Annotated in this window: 12 protein-coding genes and 2 pseudogenes; 7 read left to right on the top strand and 7 right to left on the bottom strand. The window is 57.3% G+C overall.

What is annotated here, in order from left to right; translation table 11 throughout:
- Window positions 1–311, top strand: a pseudogene (locus RSF91_RS14305) (DNA polymerase III subunit beta); the annotation flags it as partial.
- A gap of 147 nt (window positions 312–458) precedes the next feature.
- Window positions 459–3026: a DNA topoisomerase (ATP-hydrolyzing) subunit B gene (gyrB, locus tag RSF91_RS14300; RefSeq protein ID WP_332569046.1), complete on the top strand. Its 2568-nt coding sequence runs from the start codon at window positions 459–461 to the stop codon at window positions 3024–3026.
- Between the two features lie 582 nt (window positions 3027–3608).
- On the opposite strand, the gene RSF91_RS14295 is transcribed toward gyrB, so the two are convergent.
- On the bottom strand, window positions 3609–4517 hold the full coding sequence (locus RSF91_RS14295; protein ID WP_332569045.1) for a LysR family transcriptional regulator: 909 nt from the start codon (window positions 4515–4517) through the stop codon (window positions 3609–3611).
- A 100-nt stretch (window positions 4518–4617) separates the two neighbouring features.
- Between RSF91_RS14295 and RSF91_RS14290 the strand changes: the two genes are divergently transcribed.
- The 4 genes from RSF91_RS14290 (at window position 4618) to RSF91_RS14275 (ending at window position 7636) form a co-directional block, all read left to right on the top strand.
- Window positions 4618–5637, top strand: a complete 1020-nt coding sequence (locus tag RSF91_RS14290) for an aldo/keto reductase (RefSeq protein ID WP_332569044.1) — start codon at window positions 4618–4620, stop codon at window positions 5635–5637.
- Window positions 5638–5666: 29 nt separating this feature from the next.
- Window positions 5667–6095, top strand: a complete 429-nt coding sequence (locus RSF91_RS14285; protein WP_332569043.1) for an SRPBCC family protein — start codon at window positions 5667–5669, stop codon at window positions 6093–6095.
- A gap of 303 nt (window positions 6096–6398) precedes the next feature.
- Entirely contained in the window at window positions 6399–6740 is a 342-nt protein-coding gene (locus RSF91_RS14280; protein ID WP_332569042.1) for a hypothetical protein, read from the top strand.
- Window positions 6741–6892: 152 nt separating this feature from the next.
- On the top strand, window positions 6893–7636 hold the full coding sequence (locus RSF91_RS14275; RefSeq protein WP_332569041.1) for an SDR family NAD(P)-dependent oxidoreductase: 744 nt from the start codon (window positions 6893–6895) through the stop codon (window positions 7634–7636).
- Window positions 7637–8126: 490 nt separating this feature from the next.
- Here the strand turns inward: RSF91_RS14275 and RSF91_RS14270 are convergent.
- Window positions 8127–8307, bottom strand: a pseudogene (locus tag RSF91_RS14270) (IS3 family transposase); the annotation flags it as partial.
- 692 nt (window positions 8308–8999) lie between these two features.
- On the opposite strand from RSF91_RS14270, the gene RSF91_RS14265 reads away from it, so the two are divergent.
- On the top strand, window positions 9000–9407 hold the full coding sequence (locus RSF91_RS14265; protein WP_332569040.1) for a YkgJ family cysteine cluster protein: 408 nt from the start codon (window positions 9000–9002) through the stop codon (window positions 9405–9407).
- An 18-nt stretch (window positions 9408–9425) separates the two neighbouring features.
- On the opposite strand, the gene RSF91_RS14260 is transcribed toward RSF91_RS14265, so the two are convergent.
- The 5 genes from RSF91_RS14260 to RSF91_RS14240 form a co-directional block, all read right to left on the bottom strand.
- Window positions 9426–10823, bottom strand: coding sequence for a sensor histidine kinase (locus RSF91_RS14260; RefSeq protein ID WP_332569039.1), 1398 nt, complete (start codon window positions 10821–10823; stop codon window positions 9426–9428).
- The gene (locus tag RSF91_RS14255; protein ID WP_332569048.1) at window positions 10823–11527 is read right to left on the bottom strand and encodes a response regulator transcription factor; all 705 of its coding nucleotides are present in this window, start codon (window positions 11525–11527) and stop codon (window positions 10823–10825) included. The genes RSF91_RS14260 and RSF91_RS14255 overlap by 1 nt, the downstream gene beginning before the upstream one ends.
- A 130-nt stretch (window positions 11528–11657) precedes the next feature.
- A complete protein-coding gene (locus tag RSF91_RS14250; protein ID WP_332569038.1) occupies window positions 11658–12962 on the bottom strand; it encodes a TolC family protein in 1305 nt (434 codons plus the stop codon).
- Complete coding sequence (locus RSF91_RS14245) at window positions 12940–16053, bottom strand: efflux RND transporter permease subunit (protein ID WP_332569037.1); 3114 nt, start codon at window positions 16051–16053, stop codon at window positions 12940–12942. Before RSF91_RS14245 ends, RSF91_RS14250 begins: the two co-directional genes overlap by 23 nt.
- A 20-nt stretch (window positions 16054–16073) precedes the next feature.
- Window positions 16074–17237, bottom strand: coding sequence for an efflux RND transporter periplasmic adaptor subunit (locus RSF91_RS14240; protein WP_332569036.1), 1164 nt, complete (start codon window positions 17235–17237; stop codon window positions 16074–16076).
- Window positions 17238–17406 lie beyond the last annotated feature (169 nt).

Genomic DNA, 17406 nt, shown 5'->3' with positions numbered 1-17406 from the left:
TGGCATCGCTGCAGCGCACGGCCATCATGACCAGCGACAAGTTCAAGGGCGTGCGTCTGTCGGTTGAACCCGGCACGCTGCGCGTCGCATCCAATAACGCCGAGCAGGAAGAGGCGATGGATGAACTCGATATCGACTACGGTGGCGACACCATCGAGATCGGCTTCAACGTGACCTATCTGATCGACGTGCTCACCAATATGAGCCAGGACATGGTCAAGATCGATCTGCAGGATGGCAACAGCTCCGCGCTGGTCTCCATCCCTGAGAACGAAAGCTTCAAGTACGTCGTGATGCCCATGCGCATCTAAGCAGACCGAACGTAGCCAGCCATTCCATTGCCTGAAAAACATGAGCAGCTACCGCTGGTCAGATATGGTTTTCAGGCAAGTATTCATTTGAAAGTTATGCAAGTCAGGCGCTAGCCGCTTCTGACTTTGTAGCAGCAAGGTAATTTCATGACCGAAGACAACAAGCCAGATACCCAGACCGCCGCAGATGCAGGCGGCTATGGCGAAGGCTCAATCCAGATCCTGGAAGGCCTGGAAGCCGTGCGCAAGCGCCCCGGCATGTACATCGGTGACACCTCGGACGGCACCGGTCTGCACCACCTGGTCTTTGAGGTCGTGGACAACTCCATCGACGAAGCCCTGGCTGGCTACTGCGACGACATTCTGGTCACCATCCACGCTGATGGTTCGCTCTCCGTCATCGACAACGGCCGTGGCATTCCCACCCGCGTGAAGATGGACGACAAGCACGAGCCCAAGCGCTCTGCTGCTGAAATTGCGCTGACCGAGCTGCACGCGGGCGGCAAGTTCAACCAGAACAGCTACAAGGTCTCGGGTGGTCTGCACGGCGTGGGCGTGTCCTGCGTGAACGCTCTGTCCATATGGCTCAAGCTCACCGTGAGCCGCGACGGCGTGCGCCACGAAATCGACTTCTCTCGTGGTTTTGTGCAAAACCGCCTGATCGAGGTGGTGGACGGCGTTGAAGTCTCGCCCATGCGCGAAGTGGGCGCATCCGACAAGCGCGGCACCAAGGTGCACTTTCTGCCCGACCAGGAAATCTTCAAAGAGAACTTCGAGTTCCGTTATGAAATCCTGGCCAAGCGCCTGCGCGAACTCTCCTTCCTGAACAACGGCGTGCGCATTCGCCTCAAGGACGAGCGCGACGGCAAGGAAGACGACTTCTCCGGCGCCGGTGGCGTGCAAGGCTTTGTGGAATTCATCAACGGCACCAAGAAGGTGCTGCACCCCACGACCTTCCATGCCGAAGGCACACGCCCCGCAGAAACGTACGGCGGCATTCCCGGCACCGAAATCGGTGTGGAAGTGGCCATGCAGTGGAACGACAGCTATGCCGAGCAAGTGCTGTGCTTCACCAACAACATTCCCCAGCGTGACGGCGGCACCCACCTGACCGGCCTGCGCGCCGCCATGACCCGCGTCATCGGCAAGTACATCGCCGACAACGAACTGGCCAAAAAGGCCAAGGTCGAAGTCACCGGCGACGACATGCGCGAAGGCCTGTGCTGCGTGCTGTCCGTGAAGGTGCCCGAGCCCAAGTTCTCCAGCCAAACCAAAGACAAGCTGGTCAGCTCCGAAGTGCGTGCGCCCGTGGAAGATATCGTCGGCAAGCTGCTGGCCGAATTCCTCGAAGAAAAGCCCAACGACGCCAAGATTCTCTGCAACAAGATTGTGGATGCAGCCCGCGCCCGTGAAGCCGCCCGCAAGGCCCGTGAAATGACACGCCGCAAGGGCGTTCTGGATGGCATGGGCCTGCCCGGTAAACTGGCCGATTGCCAGGAAAAAGACCCATCGCTGTGCGAAATCTACATCGTCGAGGGTGACTCCGCCGGCGGCTCTGCCAAGCAAGGTCGTGACCGTAAGTTCCAGGCCATCCTGCCCCTGCGCGGCAAGATCCTGAACGTGGAAAAAGCCCGCTACGAAAAGCTGCTGTCCAGCCAGGAAATCATCACCCTGATCACGGCCCTGGGCACCGGTATCGGCAAGGTCAGCGAAGACTCGGGCAAGAGCAGCAGCGACGACTACAACGTCGACAAGCTGCGCTACCACCGCATCATCATCATGACCGACGCGGACGTTGACGGCGCCCACATCCGCACCCTGCTGCTGACCTTCTTCTACCGTCAGATGCCCGATCTGGTCGAGCGCGGCCACATCTACATTGCCCAGCCACCGCTGTACAAGGTCAAGAACGGCAAGGAAGAGCTGTATCTGAAGGACGGCCCGGCCCTCAACAAATACCTGCTCAAAATTGCGCTGAACAACGCCAGCGTGACGACAGGTGGAGCCAATACCCGCACCATCGAAGGCGAAGAGCTGGCCAAGCTGGCCGACATGCATCTGGCCGCTGAAACCGTGATTGAGCGACTGTCCAACTTCATGGATGCCGAAGCCCTGCGCGCCATTGCCGATGGCGTGCAAATCAAGCTCGACACCATCGAAGAAGCCCAGATCTGCGCCCCCATTCTGGAAACCAAGCTGCGCGAACTCACCACCACCGGCGTGCCCGCCGATGTGACGGCCGAGATCGACCCCAACAGCGAGCACCCCATTCTGCGCATCAGCCGCCATCACCACGGCAATATCAAGAGCTCCATCCTCACGCAAGAGTTTGTGCGCAGCAATGACTACGCAGCCTTGTCTGCCGAGGCTCAGCACTTCAATGGCCTGCTCAACGAAGGCGCCAAGGTGCACCGCGGCGAAGGCGAAAAAGCCAAGATGGAAAAGGTGGGCGACTTCCGCCAGGCCATGACCTGGCTGATTGCCGAAGCCGAGCGCACGACCGGTCGCCAGCGCTACAAGGGTCTGGGCGAAATGAACCCCGCCCAGCTGTGGGAAACCACCATGGACCCCAACGTCCGCAGCCTGCTGCAAGTCAAGATCGGCGACGCTATCGAAGCCGACCGCGTCTTCACCATGCTCATGGGCGACGAAGTAGAACCACGTCGTAATTTCATCGAAGACAACGCCTTGCGCGCTGGCAATATCGACGTCTAAAAAAATTTGTAGCTGGAACCATAAGCTGAGATTTTGGGAAGCATCTATTGAGACATTGATCAAAAGACGCTTCTTGAGAGAGCGGAGCTATGACTCCTTACAGGATGAAAAAGGCCACTATTCAGTGGCCTTTTTCATTGCTCCTTTATGGTTTAGGCGTACTTTGTGCCTCATCAAAAACACTGCGATCATGCGATCGCAGTGCTGGAGAAATCAGGCCTTTGCCTCATTTCTGTGGGTACGGCATTCCGTCATGAACCTGCTTTGCGGAAATTACCGCAGTTCATGTCGGTAGCCCAAACTGCCGGTTTAGCCAGATAGCAGTCACCCCGAGTAACCTGACAGTCGATCTTCAATGTCTTGTTTCAGGGAGCGAGCGGCAACCAGTGGGTAGCACTGGCAAACCGAAGCGGCGCTGAAAGTCCGCTATCGCGGACTATGAAATGGTGCTGTCGACCCATTCCAGACAATCGTTTATTCAATCTGAATGACTGCTTTGCGGCAGGGTCTGTCTTAGACAGATAGCACTCTGAGCTCGCCATTTGAGCACTATTTTTCTTAATGACGCACGCGGCTGTTTGGCTATTTCGTGGGCTCCAGCATGCTCGCATCCTCTAGCGTTTTGCGAAAACTCTCGACCAAGGGCCGTAAATTGATCTTGTGCCACGCTACCCACAAAGATGTCCGATAGTTGAACCACGAAATTTCGTGCAACGTCACCCCTGCGGGGGCCTGATGTCGCAGGCTTTGCTGGATCATCGTCATTCCAAGCCCCGCTGCCACCAGCCCTAATGCGGCCAGTGGCTCGCTTGCCTCCAATGAGATGTCAGGCGTGAAGCCAGCCTTGGCACAGGCTGCTATGAAGGTATCGTGATGCAGTGCGCCTTCTTGGTGCATCACACCAATCCACTTCTGGGCAGCCAAGTCTTCGGGCGTAAAACGCTTGGCTTTAGCCAAAGGGTGGCCTTCGGGTACCGCTAGCAGCATAGGGTCGCTGAGCACCTGCGCAGCCTGCAGGTCAGGGTCGTCGGGAGCTGGTGGCGAGCAGACCAAGGCGAGATCGAGGCTGCGCTGACGCAACCCCTCTAATTGCTCGCTGGACTTCTGGCTGTAGAGCGCGATATGTACCGCTGGGCGCTCTGAGCGCAAGCTTCTCAGTGCATTCGGTAGTACGCCGGAATGCACAGCGTTTTCTAGGTAGCCAATACACAGGCCACCTTCGTCGCCGCAACCCAGACGTTGTCCCAGACCTTCCAGGCGCTTTGCGTGGGCAAGAAATGCCTGGGTTTCAGCAAGGAAAGTGCGTCCGTCTCGTGTTAGTCGAATGCGTTGCTGGGAGCGCTCGAACAAGGTCAAGCCGAGCTTGTCTTCGAGCTGTGCGATCTGCCGACTCAGCGGTGATTGGGATATATGCAGCCGCTCTGCGGCCTTACCCACATGCTCGTCTTCGGCGACGGCAACAAAATAGTGAAGCTGGCGAATATCCAACATGCTAGACCTCAAAGGACTTAAGTTGTGCAAATTATGTCTTGGACAGACTTAACCTGCATGCCTAAACTTCAGTCATCCCAACCAACTTTATGGATATAGCATGACGATCAAGAAGCATCTCCCCCAAGGCGTTCAACTCGGTTTTGGCACCGCCCCGCTGGGAAATATGTTCCGCAACATTCCCGAAGCAGAAGCACTTGCTACGGTAGACGCAGCCTGGGAGCAAGGTATTCGCTACTTCGACACTGCGCCACTCTATGGTGCTGGTCTGTCCGAAATTCGCCTCGGCCAAGCGCTGGCTAAGCGCAATCGTGACGACTACGTGCTCAGCACCAAGGTCGGCCGTGTGATCCTCGACGAGGTGGAAACTGCAAGCCGTGATTTGGGTGAAAAAGGCGGTCTATTTGAATTCGGTCGTCCCAACCGTGTCATCAACGACTACTCGGAAAAGGGCACGATGCAATCTATCGAAGACAGCCTGAAGCGTCTGGGTACAGATCGCTTGGACTTCGTTTGGGTTCACGATATTGCACAGGACTTCTACGGTGATGAATGGCTCGCGCATTTCGAAATTGCCCGTACGGGTGCATTCCGGGCTTTGAGCCGCCTGCGCGATCAGGGAGTCATCAAGGGCTGGGGTTTGGGTGTGAACCGTGTGGAACCCATTGAGTTGACACTGGATCTGGCCGAAACCCGCCCCGACGGTATGTTGCTGGCCGGTCGTTACACGTTGCTGGACCATGCCAGCGCATTGCAGCGTGTGATGCCAAAAGCTGCAGCCAAGGGCGTTGATATCGTCGTCGGCGGTCCTTACAGCTCCGGCGTTCTGGTCGGTGGCAAGCACTTTGAGTATCAACCAGCCTCTGCGGAGATTCTTGCCAAGGTGCAGCGCATCCAGGCGGTTGCCAATCAGCACGCTGTTCCCATCAAGGCGGCAGCGCTGCAATTTGCGCTAGCCCATCCTGCAGTTGCAGCCGTCATTCCGGGTGCCAGCCGTCCTGACCGTATTGCGGAAGACCAAGCAGCCCTGAAAGCAGTCATTCCGGCTGAGTTCTGGCACGCACTGCGCGCACAAAAGCTGGTTGCCACCGATGCGCCTTTACCCATCGACAACGCATAAGCAGTTATTGCAATACAAGGAAATTCACCATGGCAACAGCCCAATCTCATATCGAAATCGCGGCATCACCTGATGCGGTGTGGCAACTTATCGGCGGCTTTAATTCGTTGCCTGACTGGCTACCCTATATTCCCGAAAGTCATCTCAGCGAAGGCGGACGCGTACGAACGCTCGCCAACCCAAACGGCGAGACCATCGTCGAGCGGCTCATAGCCTTTGACCAAGCGACGCGCAGCTATAGCTATGCCATTCTGCAAGCCCCCTTCCCAGTCACGGACTACCTGTCCACGCTGCAAGTCAAGCCGACAAATGACGGCAAAGGGTCTCGGGTTGAGTGGTCAGGCCGCTTCACACCCAAAGGCGTGAGCGATGCAGAGGCTTCAAGCTTGTTCCAAGCTATCTACGACGACGGCCTTAAAGCGTTAGTAAGCGGATGGACAACTCGCGCTGCCGAGTGATGTCTACTAGACAGCGCTGCAGGTGAGCGTTCAGCATAGGGGCCCCCTCGTAAGAGGGGCCCTTGGCTAGTCAAAGCAGACGTCGAGCGCGGCAGCCTATGAAACTCTGGTGCTGGCACAGCGGTCATCCATGCGAGTCTTCTGAGGGACCGCTTCTGGCCGACTGCGTGAGTTCGGTTTGCTCCCCGACAGTAGTCACTCGACTTGCATAGGCCAATTGCTCAAAGGCAGTTATTGGTAGCAAGTGCGAAGTGGCGCTGTCGGCCAGAAGCAGACCTCCAACTTGAGGGCAGAATTTCGATCATGAGCAACGACTTTAATGAAGAGGTGCCGTGGGACGCGTCCCTTGCGAACACGCTCCCTGGGCAAATGGTTCTCGTTGGACTTGCCTACTTCGACGGGGGTGCCGAGGAACCTTTCGAGCAGCAACAACTGTTCGGTCGCGTCGTCCATGCGGATGTGCGCGAGGGAATTCTTTTATCACTGGAAGGCCAGCGAGCCGGCGAGCAGTTCCTCCTACCTCCCGATACGCGCTCGTTTCGAAAGACTGAGCCCGGCGAGTACCGGCTTCGGTGCACTGGCGAAGTAGTGGTGAACCCGGACTTCACGGTGACGTTCTCGATTCAGAAGCAAGCGAAGACTTAGCGCGACAACTGAAGACGGCCAGGAGCTGACACAGAGTACGTTGAAAAATGGCACTTCTGAGGTGATGCTTCAGCCTAATTGTCTTCAGCTAGATATGAGCAAAACCTGCCTGAATATAGACTACATATCAATTCAATTGCCCACTAGGTTTTATGTACCAGAACCAACGCACTGCCCTTGTCACTGGCTCCACCTCCGGTATTGGTGAAGCGATTGCTCGCAGACTGTCTAAGGATGGATATGCAGTAGTTTTGCACTCTCGCAGCTCAGTGGAGGTTGGTATCTCAATGGCACGTGAGTTAGGTGCTGCAACCTACGTACAAGCGGACCTTGCTGTTGACGCAGACAGAGTTAGGCTGGTGAAAGAAGCTGTCGCATACAGAGGGCGTCTGGACGTAATCGTTAACAACGCAGGTATTAGCCAAGTTGTCCCTCATGGAGATTTGCAAGCAGCAACGCCCGACATATGGCGCGAACTACATGAGGTGAATGTCATTGCACCATTTCGTATCGTTGCAGAAGCAGAAAGCGCGCTCAGAGCATCTGCATCAGAAGGTTTTCCTGCTTGCGTGGTTAACGTAAGTTCACATGCAGGAGTTCGCCCCAAAGGGGCTTCTATACCTTATGCCGCAACGAAGGCCGCGCTTAACCATGTCACCCGTTTGTTAGCGCTTTCATTGGCCCCAGATATTCGTGTGAATGCAATCGCTCCGGGGCTTGTAGACACCCCTTTGACAGCTAGCTGGACTCAAGCACAGGAATTGTGGCGAGAGGGTGCCCCCATGCGTCGAGCTGCAAGACCAGAAGATATTGCACAGGCAGTTTCTCTACTCATTGAGTCCAATTACCTAACCGGAGAGATTCTTCTATCGGATGGCGGACTCAACCTTACTTAAAAGCTGCAACCGCGACTTTGAACGGCAGCTATGGGTCGGCACCGCCCGTTCACAACCCGTGAGAGCGGCCTTTGACCTACGTGGAACCACGGAACTTGGCCGCCCTTGCAAGAGTTCTGCTGAATGGCCGCCGTACTTGACTGCGGAGCAGTCACTCGGGACGCGACAGGTCCAATGAGCGCTATAGGTGGTAGCGGTCATCAATCCAGAAAAACGGGATGACGGCAGCCAACCTTAACCCGCCGAAGCAATGCAATTTCCTCATGTTACTCATGGGAGACGTGTCGTTCATTAGAAGTCTTAGGTCTGGCAAGTGCCCTATACGCGAGAAAATCTCAGTTTATGGTTCCCATCGTCTCACTCGATGCTTCCAAAATAACTGTAAGCTATTGATTTGTTTGACTAAAAATCTCAGCTTATGGGTCTTGCTACAGTATGGACCAATCTTGCCCAACTGGACTGCCCCCGCTGCCGTAGACAAACGCCAGCCTCACGCCCGGGCGCAGTCAAACGCCTCGGGACTGATCTCGCCCAGATGGCTGTGGCGATGTGTGACCGGTTGTAGAACCGCTCGATGTAGTCGAACACAACTGACCTAGCTTGCTTGCGCGAGCGGTAGACCTTGCGGCCATGCGCTCCGTCTTCAAGCTGCTGTAGAAGCTTTCCATTGCCAAGCTGCCGACCATCACTGTAGTTTGTAGGATGTATCCCCTCACATGGAGGGCCGATGATAATGAAAAACCTCCCAAAATTCATGAGCAAAGTCCGCTCAAATGGATATATCGCCCTTCCTCCGAACCACAATTTTCGCGTAGGACAAAGAGTATTTACAGAGGTTAAAGTGACGCCATCGTGTTGACTGCGAAGCCAGCAGGAAAACTGAGTAGCAACAAGCGCATCAGCTTGAGGATTAGATGTGAGGGGACTACACCTCGCACGGTGAAATATCTCTTACCAAAGTTTCAAACTGCTGTTCATACAAGGGATGTTTCGACTCGATGGTGCAATGGGAGCTTGCAGCTTCCAAGTAGGGAGTAGCCTCGGGAACAGGAGCGTGATCCGCTGCGCTGACGAGACTGTTGACTGCCTTATGCAGGTAGACATCTCTGGCCAATCATTAGTCGTCTTTAGCGTCCCCCGTCATGGGCGATGCGACTTGGGTCCGAAGCGTAAGCGGGGAAAAAACTTTGGGGCACGGGAATATCTCAATTTACGCTTCCTCTTATCTCAACCCATGCATCCAATAAACACGTAAACCTTTGATTTTTAATGAGATAAAATCTCATTTTTTGGGGTGTGCTACAAATAGCACTCCATCAAGCGCCCAACTGCTGTTGGGCGCTTTTTTGTTGGTGAGAAAACCATGAAATCCTCCATCCGAATCGTCGATGTAGATCGACTCGAAACCTGGAGCCAGTACAAGGCAGGCATGTGCGACAGCTGTGCCGCCAACTGCTGCACCATGCCGCTGGAGGTGCGCCTGCCTGATCTGGTGCGCCTTGAGCTGGTGGACCCGTTTGAGGTCGAGAACATTGAGCCCAAACTGATTGCCAAGCGCCTGATGAAAATGCGCTTGATTGACCACTTCAACCCCAAGCACGAGATCTTCACCATGGCTCGCCGAGCGGGTGGGGACTGCAATTTTCTGGATAAGAATACACGTCGCTGCACGGTGTATGAAAAGCGGCCAGAGACTTGCCGCCTGCATCCGAAAAAAGGCCCTAAGCCGGGCTTCTGCGCTTACGGCAACAAGGCTCTTTCGCAGATTTAAATCAACGCTTCCGCCTGCTCATACATCTGTCACAGCAGGCAGCCAGATGCGCGCCATCATGCCCGGGTGGCTGTTGTGAAAACTGAGCTTTCCACCATGCAGCTGAACGATGGCCAGCACGCTGGCAAGGCCCAGCCCGTAGCCTTGCCGATCGGATTCGGCGCGGTAAAAGCGGGTGGTCATTTGCTCAATGGTCTGGGCGTCTGCACCGGGGCCTTTGTCCTGCACCGTAATCTCTACACCCCATGCGCCATCGCTGCCGTTTTCCTGTGCTGATCCAGTAGTCAACAGCACGTCAGCGCCGTTGGCATCTGTAGTTGACGCTCCGTATTTAATAGCATTATCAACAAGATTGGATACGGCGCTGGCGATCAGATCACCGTCGCCCAATGCCTGCACACCGGCCTGAACATCCAGTCTCAGTGCACCGCCTGCGTCTTCCACCAGCGGCTCATAAAAGTCCACCACATCGACCAGCAAAGCCTGCAGATCAACAGGTGCAAAGCGCTTGCGGCTGGCACCGCTTTCGACCTCTGCAATCTGCAAAAGTTTTTCAAAAACCACGCCCAGTTCGGCCACTTCTTCGGCAACCAGCGCCAGCGTAGCGGACTGCATTTCGGGGCTGGCCTGCTGCGCATTGCGAAGGCGCAGAAGAATGCGTGTGAGCGGTGTTCTGAGGTTGTGCGCAATGCTGTTGGAGACATGGCGTATGCCTTCCATCAGCTGCTCCAGGCGGTCGAGCATGGCGTTGATATCGCGATTGAGCAGCGTAAATTCATCGCCGCGCTGATCCACCGGAATGCGTTGACGTAAATCACCGGCCGCCACACGCGACATGGTGCTGCGAATGGCGGCAGCGCGCTCATCCACCACGCGCCTGAAGACGATGGCACCAATCAGGGCCATGACGCAAGCAGCAATGGCAGCCAGCAAACTGGCCTGGCCAAACAGCTCTTCCATATCGCGCTGCAGCTGCATGTCGCTGCCGGCGGCCAGCAAATTTCCATTGGGCATTTGGACCACGGCAACACGCCCGACGACCAGCCTCCCACCGCGCTTGACGGTCAGCTCGCGCACGCCCATGGTGGTCAGTTTGCGGTGCGGAAAAACCTCGGCATTGCTGACGATGGGTTCACCATCGTGGTCCATGAGAATGAGGATTTCCGTGTCGGTGTTCACGCCATCACGGATGGTCTGCAGAATTTCGCTTTCCAGCGCTCCAGGGCCGTATTTGGCGGAGTGCTCCATCAATCTGCGCACATGGTTTTCGGCCTGTTTGTCGAGCCGCACGCGCACCACGCCCACCGTCTGCACATAGAAGACCGCGAGCACGATGGCCATGGTCAGCACCATGAGACCGCCATAGCTGAGTGCCAGCCTGAAAGCCAGCGAACTCCAGGGTCTGGAGCGCTGCATCAGATCACCTCAGGCAGGTCTTGCGGATGATCCGAGAGGCTGTAACCTACGCCGCGCACGGTGTGGATCAGCGGTGTTGGGAAGCCTTTATCCACCTTGCCACGCAGGCGGCTGATGTGGACATCAATCACATTGGTCTGCGGGTCAAAACGGTAGTCCCAGACCGACTCCAGCAACATGGTGCGCGTGACAATCTGGTGCGCATGTTGCATGAGAAATGCCAGCAGACGAAATTCACGCGGTTGCAGCGAAAGCGGCTGCCCTGCACGTTCTGCGCTGCGCGAGATGAGGTTGACGCGCAGGTCTGCCAGATACATCTCGCGTGTAGGTGCGGGAATCTGTGCACGGCGTACCAGCGCTTCAAGCCGGGCAGACAGCTCAGAGAAAGCAAAGGGCTTGGTCAGGTAGTCATCGCAGCCGGCACGCAGGCCACGCACTCTCTCATCTGTAGCAGACAACGCGCTCAGGACAAGCACTGGCGTCTGTTTTCCCATGGATCGCAGCGTCTGCAAAATCTGCAGTCCGTCAAAGCCATTGGGCAGCATGCGGTCGAGGATGATGACGTCCCAGTTCTCCCCCACAGCCTGTGCAATGCCTTGCACGCCATCCCCGCAGACGCTGACATGCGCACCTTGCTGGCGCAGCCCCTCAGCGATGTAACGCGCGTTGAGCGCATCGTCTTCGATGATGAGGTAGCGGTACATGCGATATCGGTCTGCCGTTGGGGGATGAACACTATAAGCCGTGGACTCTGCCTCTGCATTGGATAAAGCATCAGACAGCGCAGCAGCCGCAGGAGGTGGGGCCGGAATTTGCGCCATCTCCTGCTCTCTCTCAGGGCTGAACCTGGGGCAGATCACCACTGGCCTGACGCACTTCCCACTCGGCGTCCAGCATGTCCTTGACCAGTTCAAGGTGCTCAAGCCTGTGCTCGTTGATGGAGCCCAGCGCGTCGATCAATTCCAGAATCGTGCCCTTGCCCAGTTTGTAAGCGTCTTGCGCCATCTGGTGCAGCGGGGCGATCTGGGCCAGGCCTTCTTTTTCATAGTCGCGCACCGCTGTGCGGCGCAGCGACAATTGTTGCAGCGCACGTTGCAGTTCTGACTGCGCAGCAAGCACTGCGGCATCACGGCGCAGTTCAGCCTGATCGGCTTCCACCTTGGCTCGCTCGATAGGGCCTTGGCGACGGTCGAACAGCGGTATTTCAACGCTCACCCCGACCTGATTAAAGCTGCCATCTACGCTGTTGCGGATGCGGGAAAGGCCAAAGGATGTCGTGGGCAATGCCTCGCGCTGTTCCAGTTTGATTTTCTGGCGCGCACGGTCCAGCTCTGCCTGACTGGCGCGCAGGCTGGGCAACTGGGTTTGCGCAGTGCTCCAAAGCTGGTCATACGCAGGCGCTTTGCGCAGGTCTGTGGCTTGCAAACTGCCTTCCACACGCACCTTCCACTGGGGCAAGGCAGCAATGCTGGCCACGCGCGCTGCAGCATCACGCAAAGCGGCCTGCGCCTTACTGACTTGCATGCTCATCTGGGCTTGCTGCAGGTTCAGGCGGGCGCCGTCATAACGACTGCGGGTGCCGGCCTCAATCTGGCCTTTGACGATGAAACCCGCCTTATCCAGTTCATCACGGGCTGCCAGCCAGACTTGATAGCGCTGCTGGGCCACCAGAAGCTCGTTAAACGCGTGCGCAGCATCGCTGAGGGTGGTTGCCACTGCGACATCCGAATTCGCAGCAGCGGCCTGCTCACCGAGCCGCGCGTTTTCAATGCGCATGCCGCGCTGGCCAAAGATGGGAATGGCCTGCTCCACGCCCCATTCCTTTTCGCCGCGCTTGCTGGAGTAATGGGCGACCGGGTTGGAAAAGGTGGCTGCCGTTTTGCTGTCGGCCTTGGCCAGATCCAGCTGCATGCGATCTGCTGCAAGCGCGGGCTGGTTTTGCACCACGATGCGCAGATATTCCTGCAAGGTCACTGGTTGAACTGGAGCCGCAACCTGCCCGGCGATGCGCTCTGCACCCGTATTCAAGGTCGGCGTTACAGCCGCATCGGCCGCATGGCTGGTGCCGCTAAAAGCGCCGCAGCACAAGGCTGCAGCCATTGCAAGAGAGTGCAACTTAGTCATTTTGAGCGCCTTCATCACGTTCTTCCTGCGTCATCATGTTCTTGGGGCCTAGCCAGGCATACAGCACGGGCAGCAGCACCAGTGCCACCAGTGGCAGCACAACCATGCCGCCGACGATGACCGATGCGAAGGGGCGCTGCGTTTCGCTACCCACGCCTGTGGAAAGCGCCATGGGCAGCAAGCCCAGCAGCGCCAGCAAGGCCACCAGAATGATGGAACGCATGCGCTCTGCCGTGCCTTCGATCAGCGCCTGCATCAAAGGCATGCCCTGACGGCGCAAATCTTCTACCGCAGAGACCACCAGCAAGCCCGCCAGAGCCACCTGCCCAAGCAGCGCAATAAAGCCGATAGCCGCGCTGATGGACAACTCGATATGCGCCAGATGCAAGGCCGCAATACCGCCCACCATGGCGAACGGAGCGCACAGCAAAATGATGCTGGCACTGCGTGCCTGACCCAGCGCACCAAACAGCAGTGCGTAGACCACAATCAGTGACAGCGGAATCACGATCTTCAGGCGTGCAGCAGCGCGCTGCTGGTTTTCCCATTCACCGCCCCACTGAGCGATATAGCCTTCGGGCAGCTTCACGTTCTGCTTGAAGGTGGCCAGCGTGTCTTTCACCACCGAGCCAATATCGCGCCCTTCTACGTTGAATTTGAGCGCCATGTAGCGCGCATTACCTTCGCGAAAAATGGAGGAGTTACCGATCTTCATGCTGACCGTTCCAACCGAGCCCAGAGGGACGGATCCACCATCAGGCAAAGGTATGGCGATGTTGCGAATGCGCTCTTCATCCATGCGATCCACATAGGGCAGACGCACGCGCACAGGAACGGGATATTCGCCTTCCCACAAGGTGGTTGCGACATTGCCTGCCAAGGCTACTTCCAGCGTCTTCTGGGCATCTTCCATGGCGATGCCCTGACGAGCCAGGGCCTGGCGGTCAAACTCCACATGCACCTGTGGTGCGGGGGCATCCCGGTACAGGTCCAGATCGACCACGCCATCAATGCCCTTCACCAGACCCTTGGTCTGCTGAAGAATACCGCGCAGCGTCGGAATATCCGGGCCAAACAGTTTGAGAACCACCTGACCACGCGCACCCGATGTGGACTCTTCCACGCTGTCACGAATCGGCTGCGCAAAGTTAAAGGCTACACCCGGAATTTCACCCAGCGTTGCACGCATTTCCTCGATCAGCGCGGGCTTGTTCAAGCCCTTGCGCCATTCGCCATGCGGCTTCAGGCGCACCAGCACCTTGGCAAGGTTGAGCGTCTCGTTATCGGTGCCAGATTCAGGTCGGCCCTGCTCTGTGGTCACGGTGAGAACTTCAGGGAAGACCTTGAGTCGCAGGCGTACATCGCGCAGCACTTCCTGGCCTTTTTCCAGAGATATGGAAGCAGGCATCTGCACCAGCACATAGGCATCGCCTTCATCCAGCTCAGGCAAGAATTCGGTGCCCAACCATTTGGCAGAAAAACCAGCAACCACCAGCACACTCACAAACACGGCGATCACTGTGGTGCGGCTTTTGGCGGTGCTCAGAATGCGGCCAATCCAGTGCTGATAACCGTGGTGCGCACGGTCAAAGATCTTGGGCTCTTCCACCATCACATGCTTGGGCTTGAGCAGCAGCGCGCACAGCGCAGGCACCAGTCCCATAGCAAACACCAGCGCCCCCAGCAGAGCAAAGCTGTAGGTCATGGCCAGCGGACGGAAGATGCGGCCTTCAATGCTTTGCAGCGAGAAAACTGGGATCAGCGCCGCAATCACGATCGCCATGGCAAACAGCGTGGGCTTGGCCACGGCAACTGCCGAATCCACAATGATGTGGCGCATGTCATTCGCCGTCTGCGGTTTTCGCAGCCGCGCGTTGCGAAGTATGTTTTCCGCCAGCACCACCGCACCATCCACCATGATGCCGAAGTCAATAGCGCCCATGGAGATCAGATTAGCCGGCATGCCCAGCGCATGCAGGCCAATAAAGGCGACCAGCAACGACAAAGGAATCACCGTCGCCACGATCAGCGAGCCGCGCAGGCTGCGCAAGAAGAGCCACAGCACAGCCACGATCAGCGTGGCACCAAACAGCAGGTTGTGCTGCACGGTTTTGAGGGTGTGACCGACCAGATCGGAGCGGTCATAGTTGGTGACCATCTTCATGCCCTCAGGCAGGCCACCGCTGTTGAGTTCTTCCACCTTGGCGTGAATATCATCCAGCACGATGGAGGGGTTGGCACCGCGCTTGAGCAGCACAATGCCCTGCACCACGTCGTTCTGATCATCCATGCCCACAGAGCCTTGACGCGGTGTGTGCGACTGCGCTACACGCGCCACATCACCAATCGTCACAGGGGCCTTGCCACGCATGGCAACCACCACATCCTGAATCTCTTGCGGAGTGCGCAACAAGCCAATGCCGCGAATGATGAAGGACTGCTCGCCACGACGCATCAGACCACCGCCCACGTTGCGGTTGGACTTGGAAAGCGCATCGCTCACATCATCCAGACTCAGACCCAGGCTGTAGAGTTTTTCAGGGTCGACTTCCACGTGGAATTCTTTGACGAAACCGCCAATACTCACCACATCAGCCACGCCCTGCACTTGCTTGAGCACGCGCACCACGTGCCATTCCTGCTCGGTGCGAAGCTGCGCCAGCGTGTGTTTGTCGCTTTGCAAACGGTAGTAAAAAACCTTGCCCAGTGGCGTGTAGTCAGGCGCCATTTCTGGCGTCACGCCATTAGGCAAATTGGCCTGTGGCAAACGCTGGGAAACCTCGGCTCGCGAGTTAAAGCTATTGGCGTTGTCATTAAAAACAAGGTTGATCATGGAGAGGCCGAAATAGCTCTCCGATCGCAGTGCCGTCAGCCCCGGCGTGCCGTTCAACTCGCGCTCCAGCGGCTGGGTGATCTGGCGCTCTACTTCTTCGGGGGCAAGACCCGGCGCCTGGGTAATCACACCCACCTGCACATTGGTCACATCGGGGTAAGCCTCGATGGCAGTCTGCAGATAGGCGTACACGCCATAAATGGCGATAGCGAGGGTGACGCTCAGCGCCACCAGACGTCGATGAACAACGAATGAAATAAACGAACGCAGCATGGTTAAGGCTCCTGCCAGGACTACAGAAGCTGGCTGGCTGCGCCGTCAAGCAGCAAACCACCACGCACCACAATTTTTTCACCCACCTTGAGGCCAGAGATCACTGGCACCATGCCGCGCGATGGACGCCCCAGAGTCACCTTGCGCGCTTCGAACTGGTTGTTCTCGTGCTGCACATAGACCACGCTGAGGCTTTCATCCTTGATGAGCACGGCGCTCACGGGGATCAGCATCTCTTGCAGGTTGGAAAGCTGCACACCCACCTTGGCCTGCATGCCGGGACGCAGCACGGGGTTCTGCTCGCTCAGCTCAACCACCACAGCGGCGCGGCGCGATTCTTTATCCAGCGTTGCACCCAGATGGCGCACCGTACCCTTGAGAGGCTTGGCCAGTTGCGGCACTTCAACTTGAACAGCGCTGCCCAGGCGAATGCCGGGCAAGTCGGACTCAAATACCTCGGCCACCACATTCATGGCTTGCGGGTCACCAATCATGAACAGTGCAGCACCTGGGTCAGCCGCATTGCCCACCACGGCTTTGCGCTCGGCCACGATACCTGCACGCGGGGCACGCAGTTCAATGCGATCGCCACCGCCAGAGCCCAGCAGTGCCGCAGTGCCTTGCGCACGACCCAGCTCTTGCGATGTTTCCCGTAGCTTGGCCTGAGCAGCGCGCAGATCGACTTCCACGCCCACGCCCTTGTTCACCATGTTTTGCTGGCGCTGGGCTTCAACCACCGCCACATCATGGGCAGTCTTGGCTGCCGCCACGTCGTAGCGGGTACGCAGCGCATCGGGGCTGACCAGCGTGGCCAGCAAATCACCGGCCTTGACCATATCGCCTACATGCGCGTTGACGGTGACCACGCGTGCCGAGATGGGCACAGAAGCCGATGCCACACGATCTTCCACAAACGCCACATGCGCAGGAGCCCAGGCCATTTGCAAGCCTTGAGGGTCTGTCACCACCGCAATATCCAGCATCTTCACGGACTCAGGCTTGACCTGCAAAAAGCCGTTGGGCAGTGCTGCCGCAGCTTTTGGCGCGCCCTCTGTCGCTTTCGAGGCGTCGCACCCGCTGAGCAAGCCAGCCACAGCAACGGCCACAGCCGCCACTGACAGTTTTGCCACTGTCTTGGTTGGTAAATGCGCCGCTGCCGGCAGTCCCACAAGGCTCTTGTTCATCGTTCACCCTTTTTTCCATGGCCGGGAAGTGAAAAGCTACGGCACAGCTTCGCTTCCAGTGATGACGCCATGCTAGGAACAGCGGCAAGCCTCTTGGGTGACGCACGCATTACGGTTTGGTAAGGGGCTGGGCAGCCGCAGCAACCCAGACCGAACTCACCCACCCTCA

It is taken from the genome of Comamonas sp. (assembly GCF_036643215.1).
In the GTDB taxonomy this organism is placed as follows: Bacteria; Pseudomonadota; Gammaproteobacteria; order Burkholderiales; family Burkholderiaceae_C; genus Comamonas.
Note: the sequence above shows the minus strand (reverse complement) of the source record. Positions and strands in the feature narration are given on the sequence as shown.

Excerpts from the sequence above, each read along its gene's own strand:
- RSF91_RS14295 (WP_332569045.1), bottom strand. The coding sequence starts at position 4,517 with ATGTTGGATATTCGCCAGCTTCACTATTTTGTTGCCGTCGCCGAAGAC.
- RSF91_RS14280 (WP_332569042.1), top strand. The coding sequence starts at position 6,399 with ATGAGCAACGACTTTAATGAAGAGGTGCCGTGGGACGCGTCCCTTGCG.
- RSF91_RS14255 (WP_332569048.1), bottom strand. The coding sequence starts at position 11,527 with ATGTACCGCTACCTCATCATCGAAGACGATGCGCTCAACGCGCGTTAC.
- RSF91_RS14290 (WP_332569044.1), top strand. The coding sequence starts at position 4,618 with ATGACGATCAAGAAGCATCTCCCCCAAGGCGTTCAACTCGGTTTTGGC.
- RSF91_RS14260 (WP_332569039.1), bottom strand. The coding sequence starts at position 10,823 with ATGCAGCGCTCCAGACCCTGGAGTTCGCTGGCTTTCAGGCTGGCACTC.
- RSF91_RS14240 (WP_332569036.1), bottom strand. The coding sequence starts at position 17,237 with ATGAACAAGAGCCTTGTGGGACTGCCGGCAGCGGCGCATTTACCAACC.
- RSF91_RS14275 (WP_332569041.1), top strand. The coding sequence starts at position 6,893 with ATGTACCAGAACCAACGCACTGCCCTTGTCACTGGCTCCACCTCCGGT.
- RSF91_RS14250 (WP_332569038.1), bottom strand. The coding sequence starts at position 12,962 with ATGAAGGCGCTCAAAATGACTAAGTTGCACTCTCTTGCAATGGCTGCA.
- gyrB (WP_332569046.1), top strand. The coding sequence starts at position 459 with ATGACCGAAGACAACAAGCCAGATACCCAGACCGCCGCAGATGCAGGC.
- RSF91_RS14245 (WP_332569037.1), bottom strand. The coding sequence starts at position 16,053 with ATGCTGCGTTCGTTTATTTCATTCGTTGTTCATCGACGTCTGGTGGCG.
- RSF91_RS14285 (WP_332569043.1), top strand. The coding sequence starts at position 5,667 with ATGGCAACAGCCCAATCTCATATCGAAATCGCGGCATCACCTGATGCG.
- RSF91_RS14265 (WP_332569040.1), top strand. The coding sequence starts at position 9,000 with ATGAAATCCTCCATCCGAATCGTCGATGTAGATCGACTCGAAACCTGG.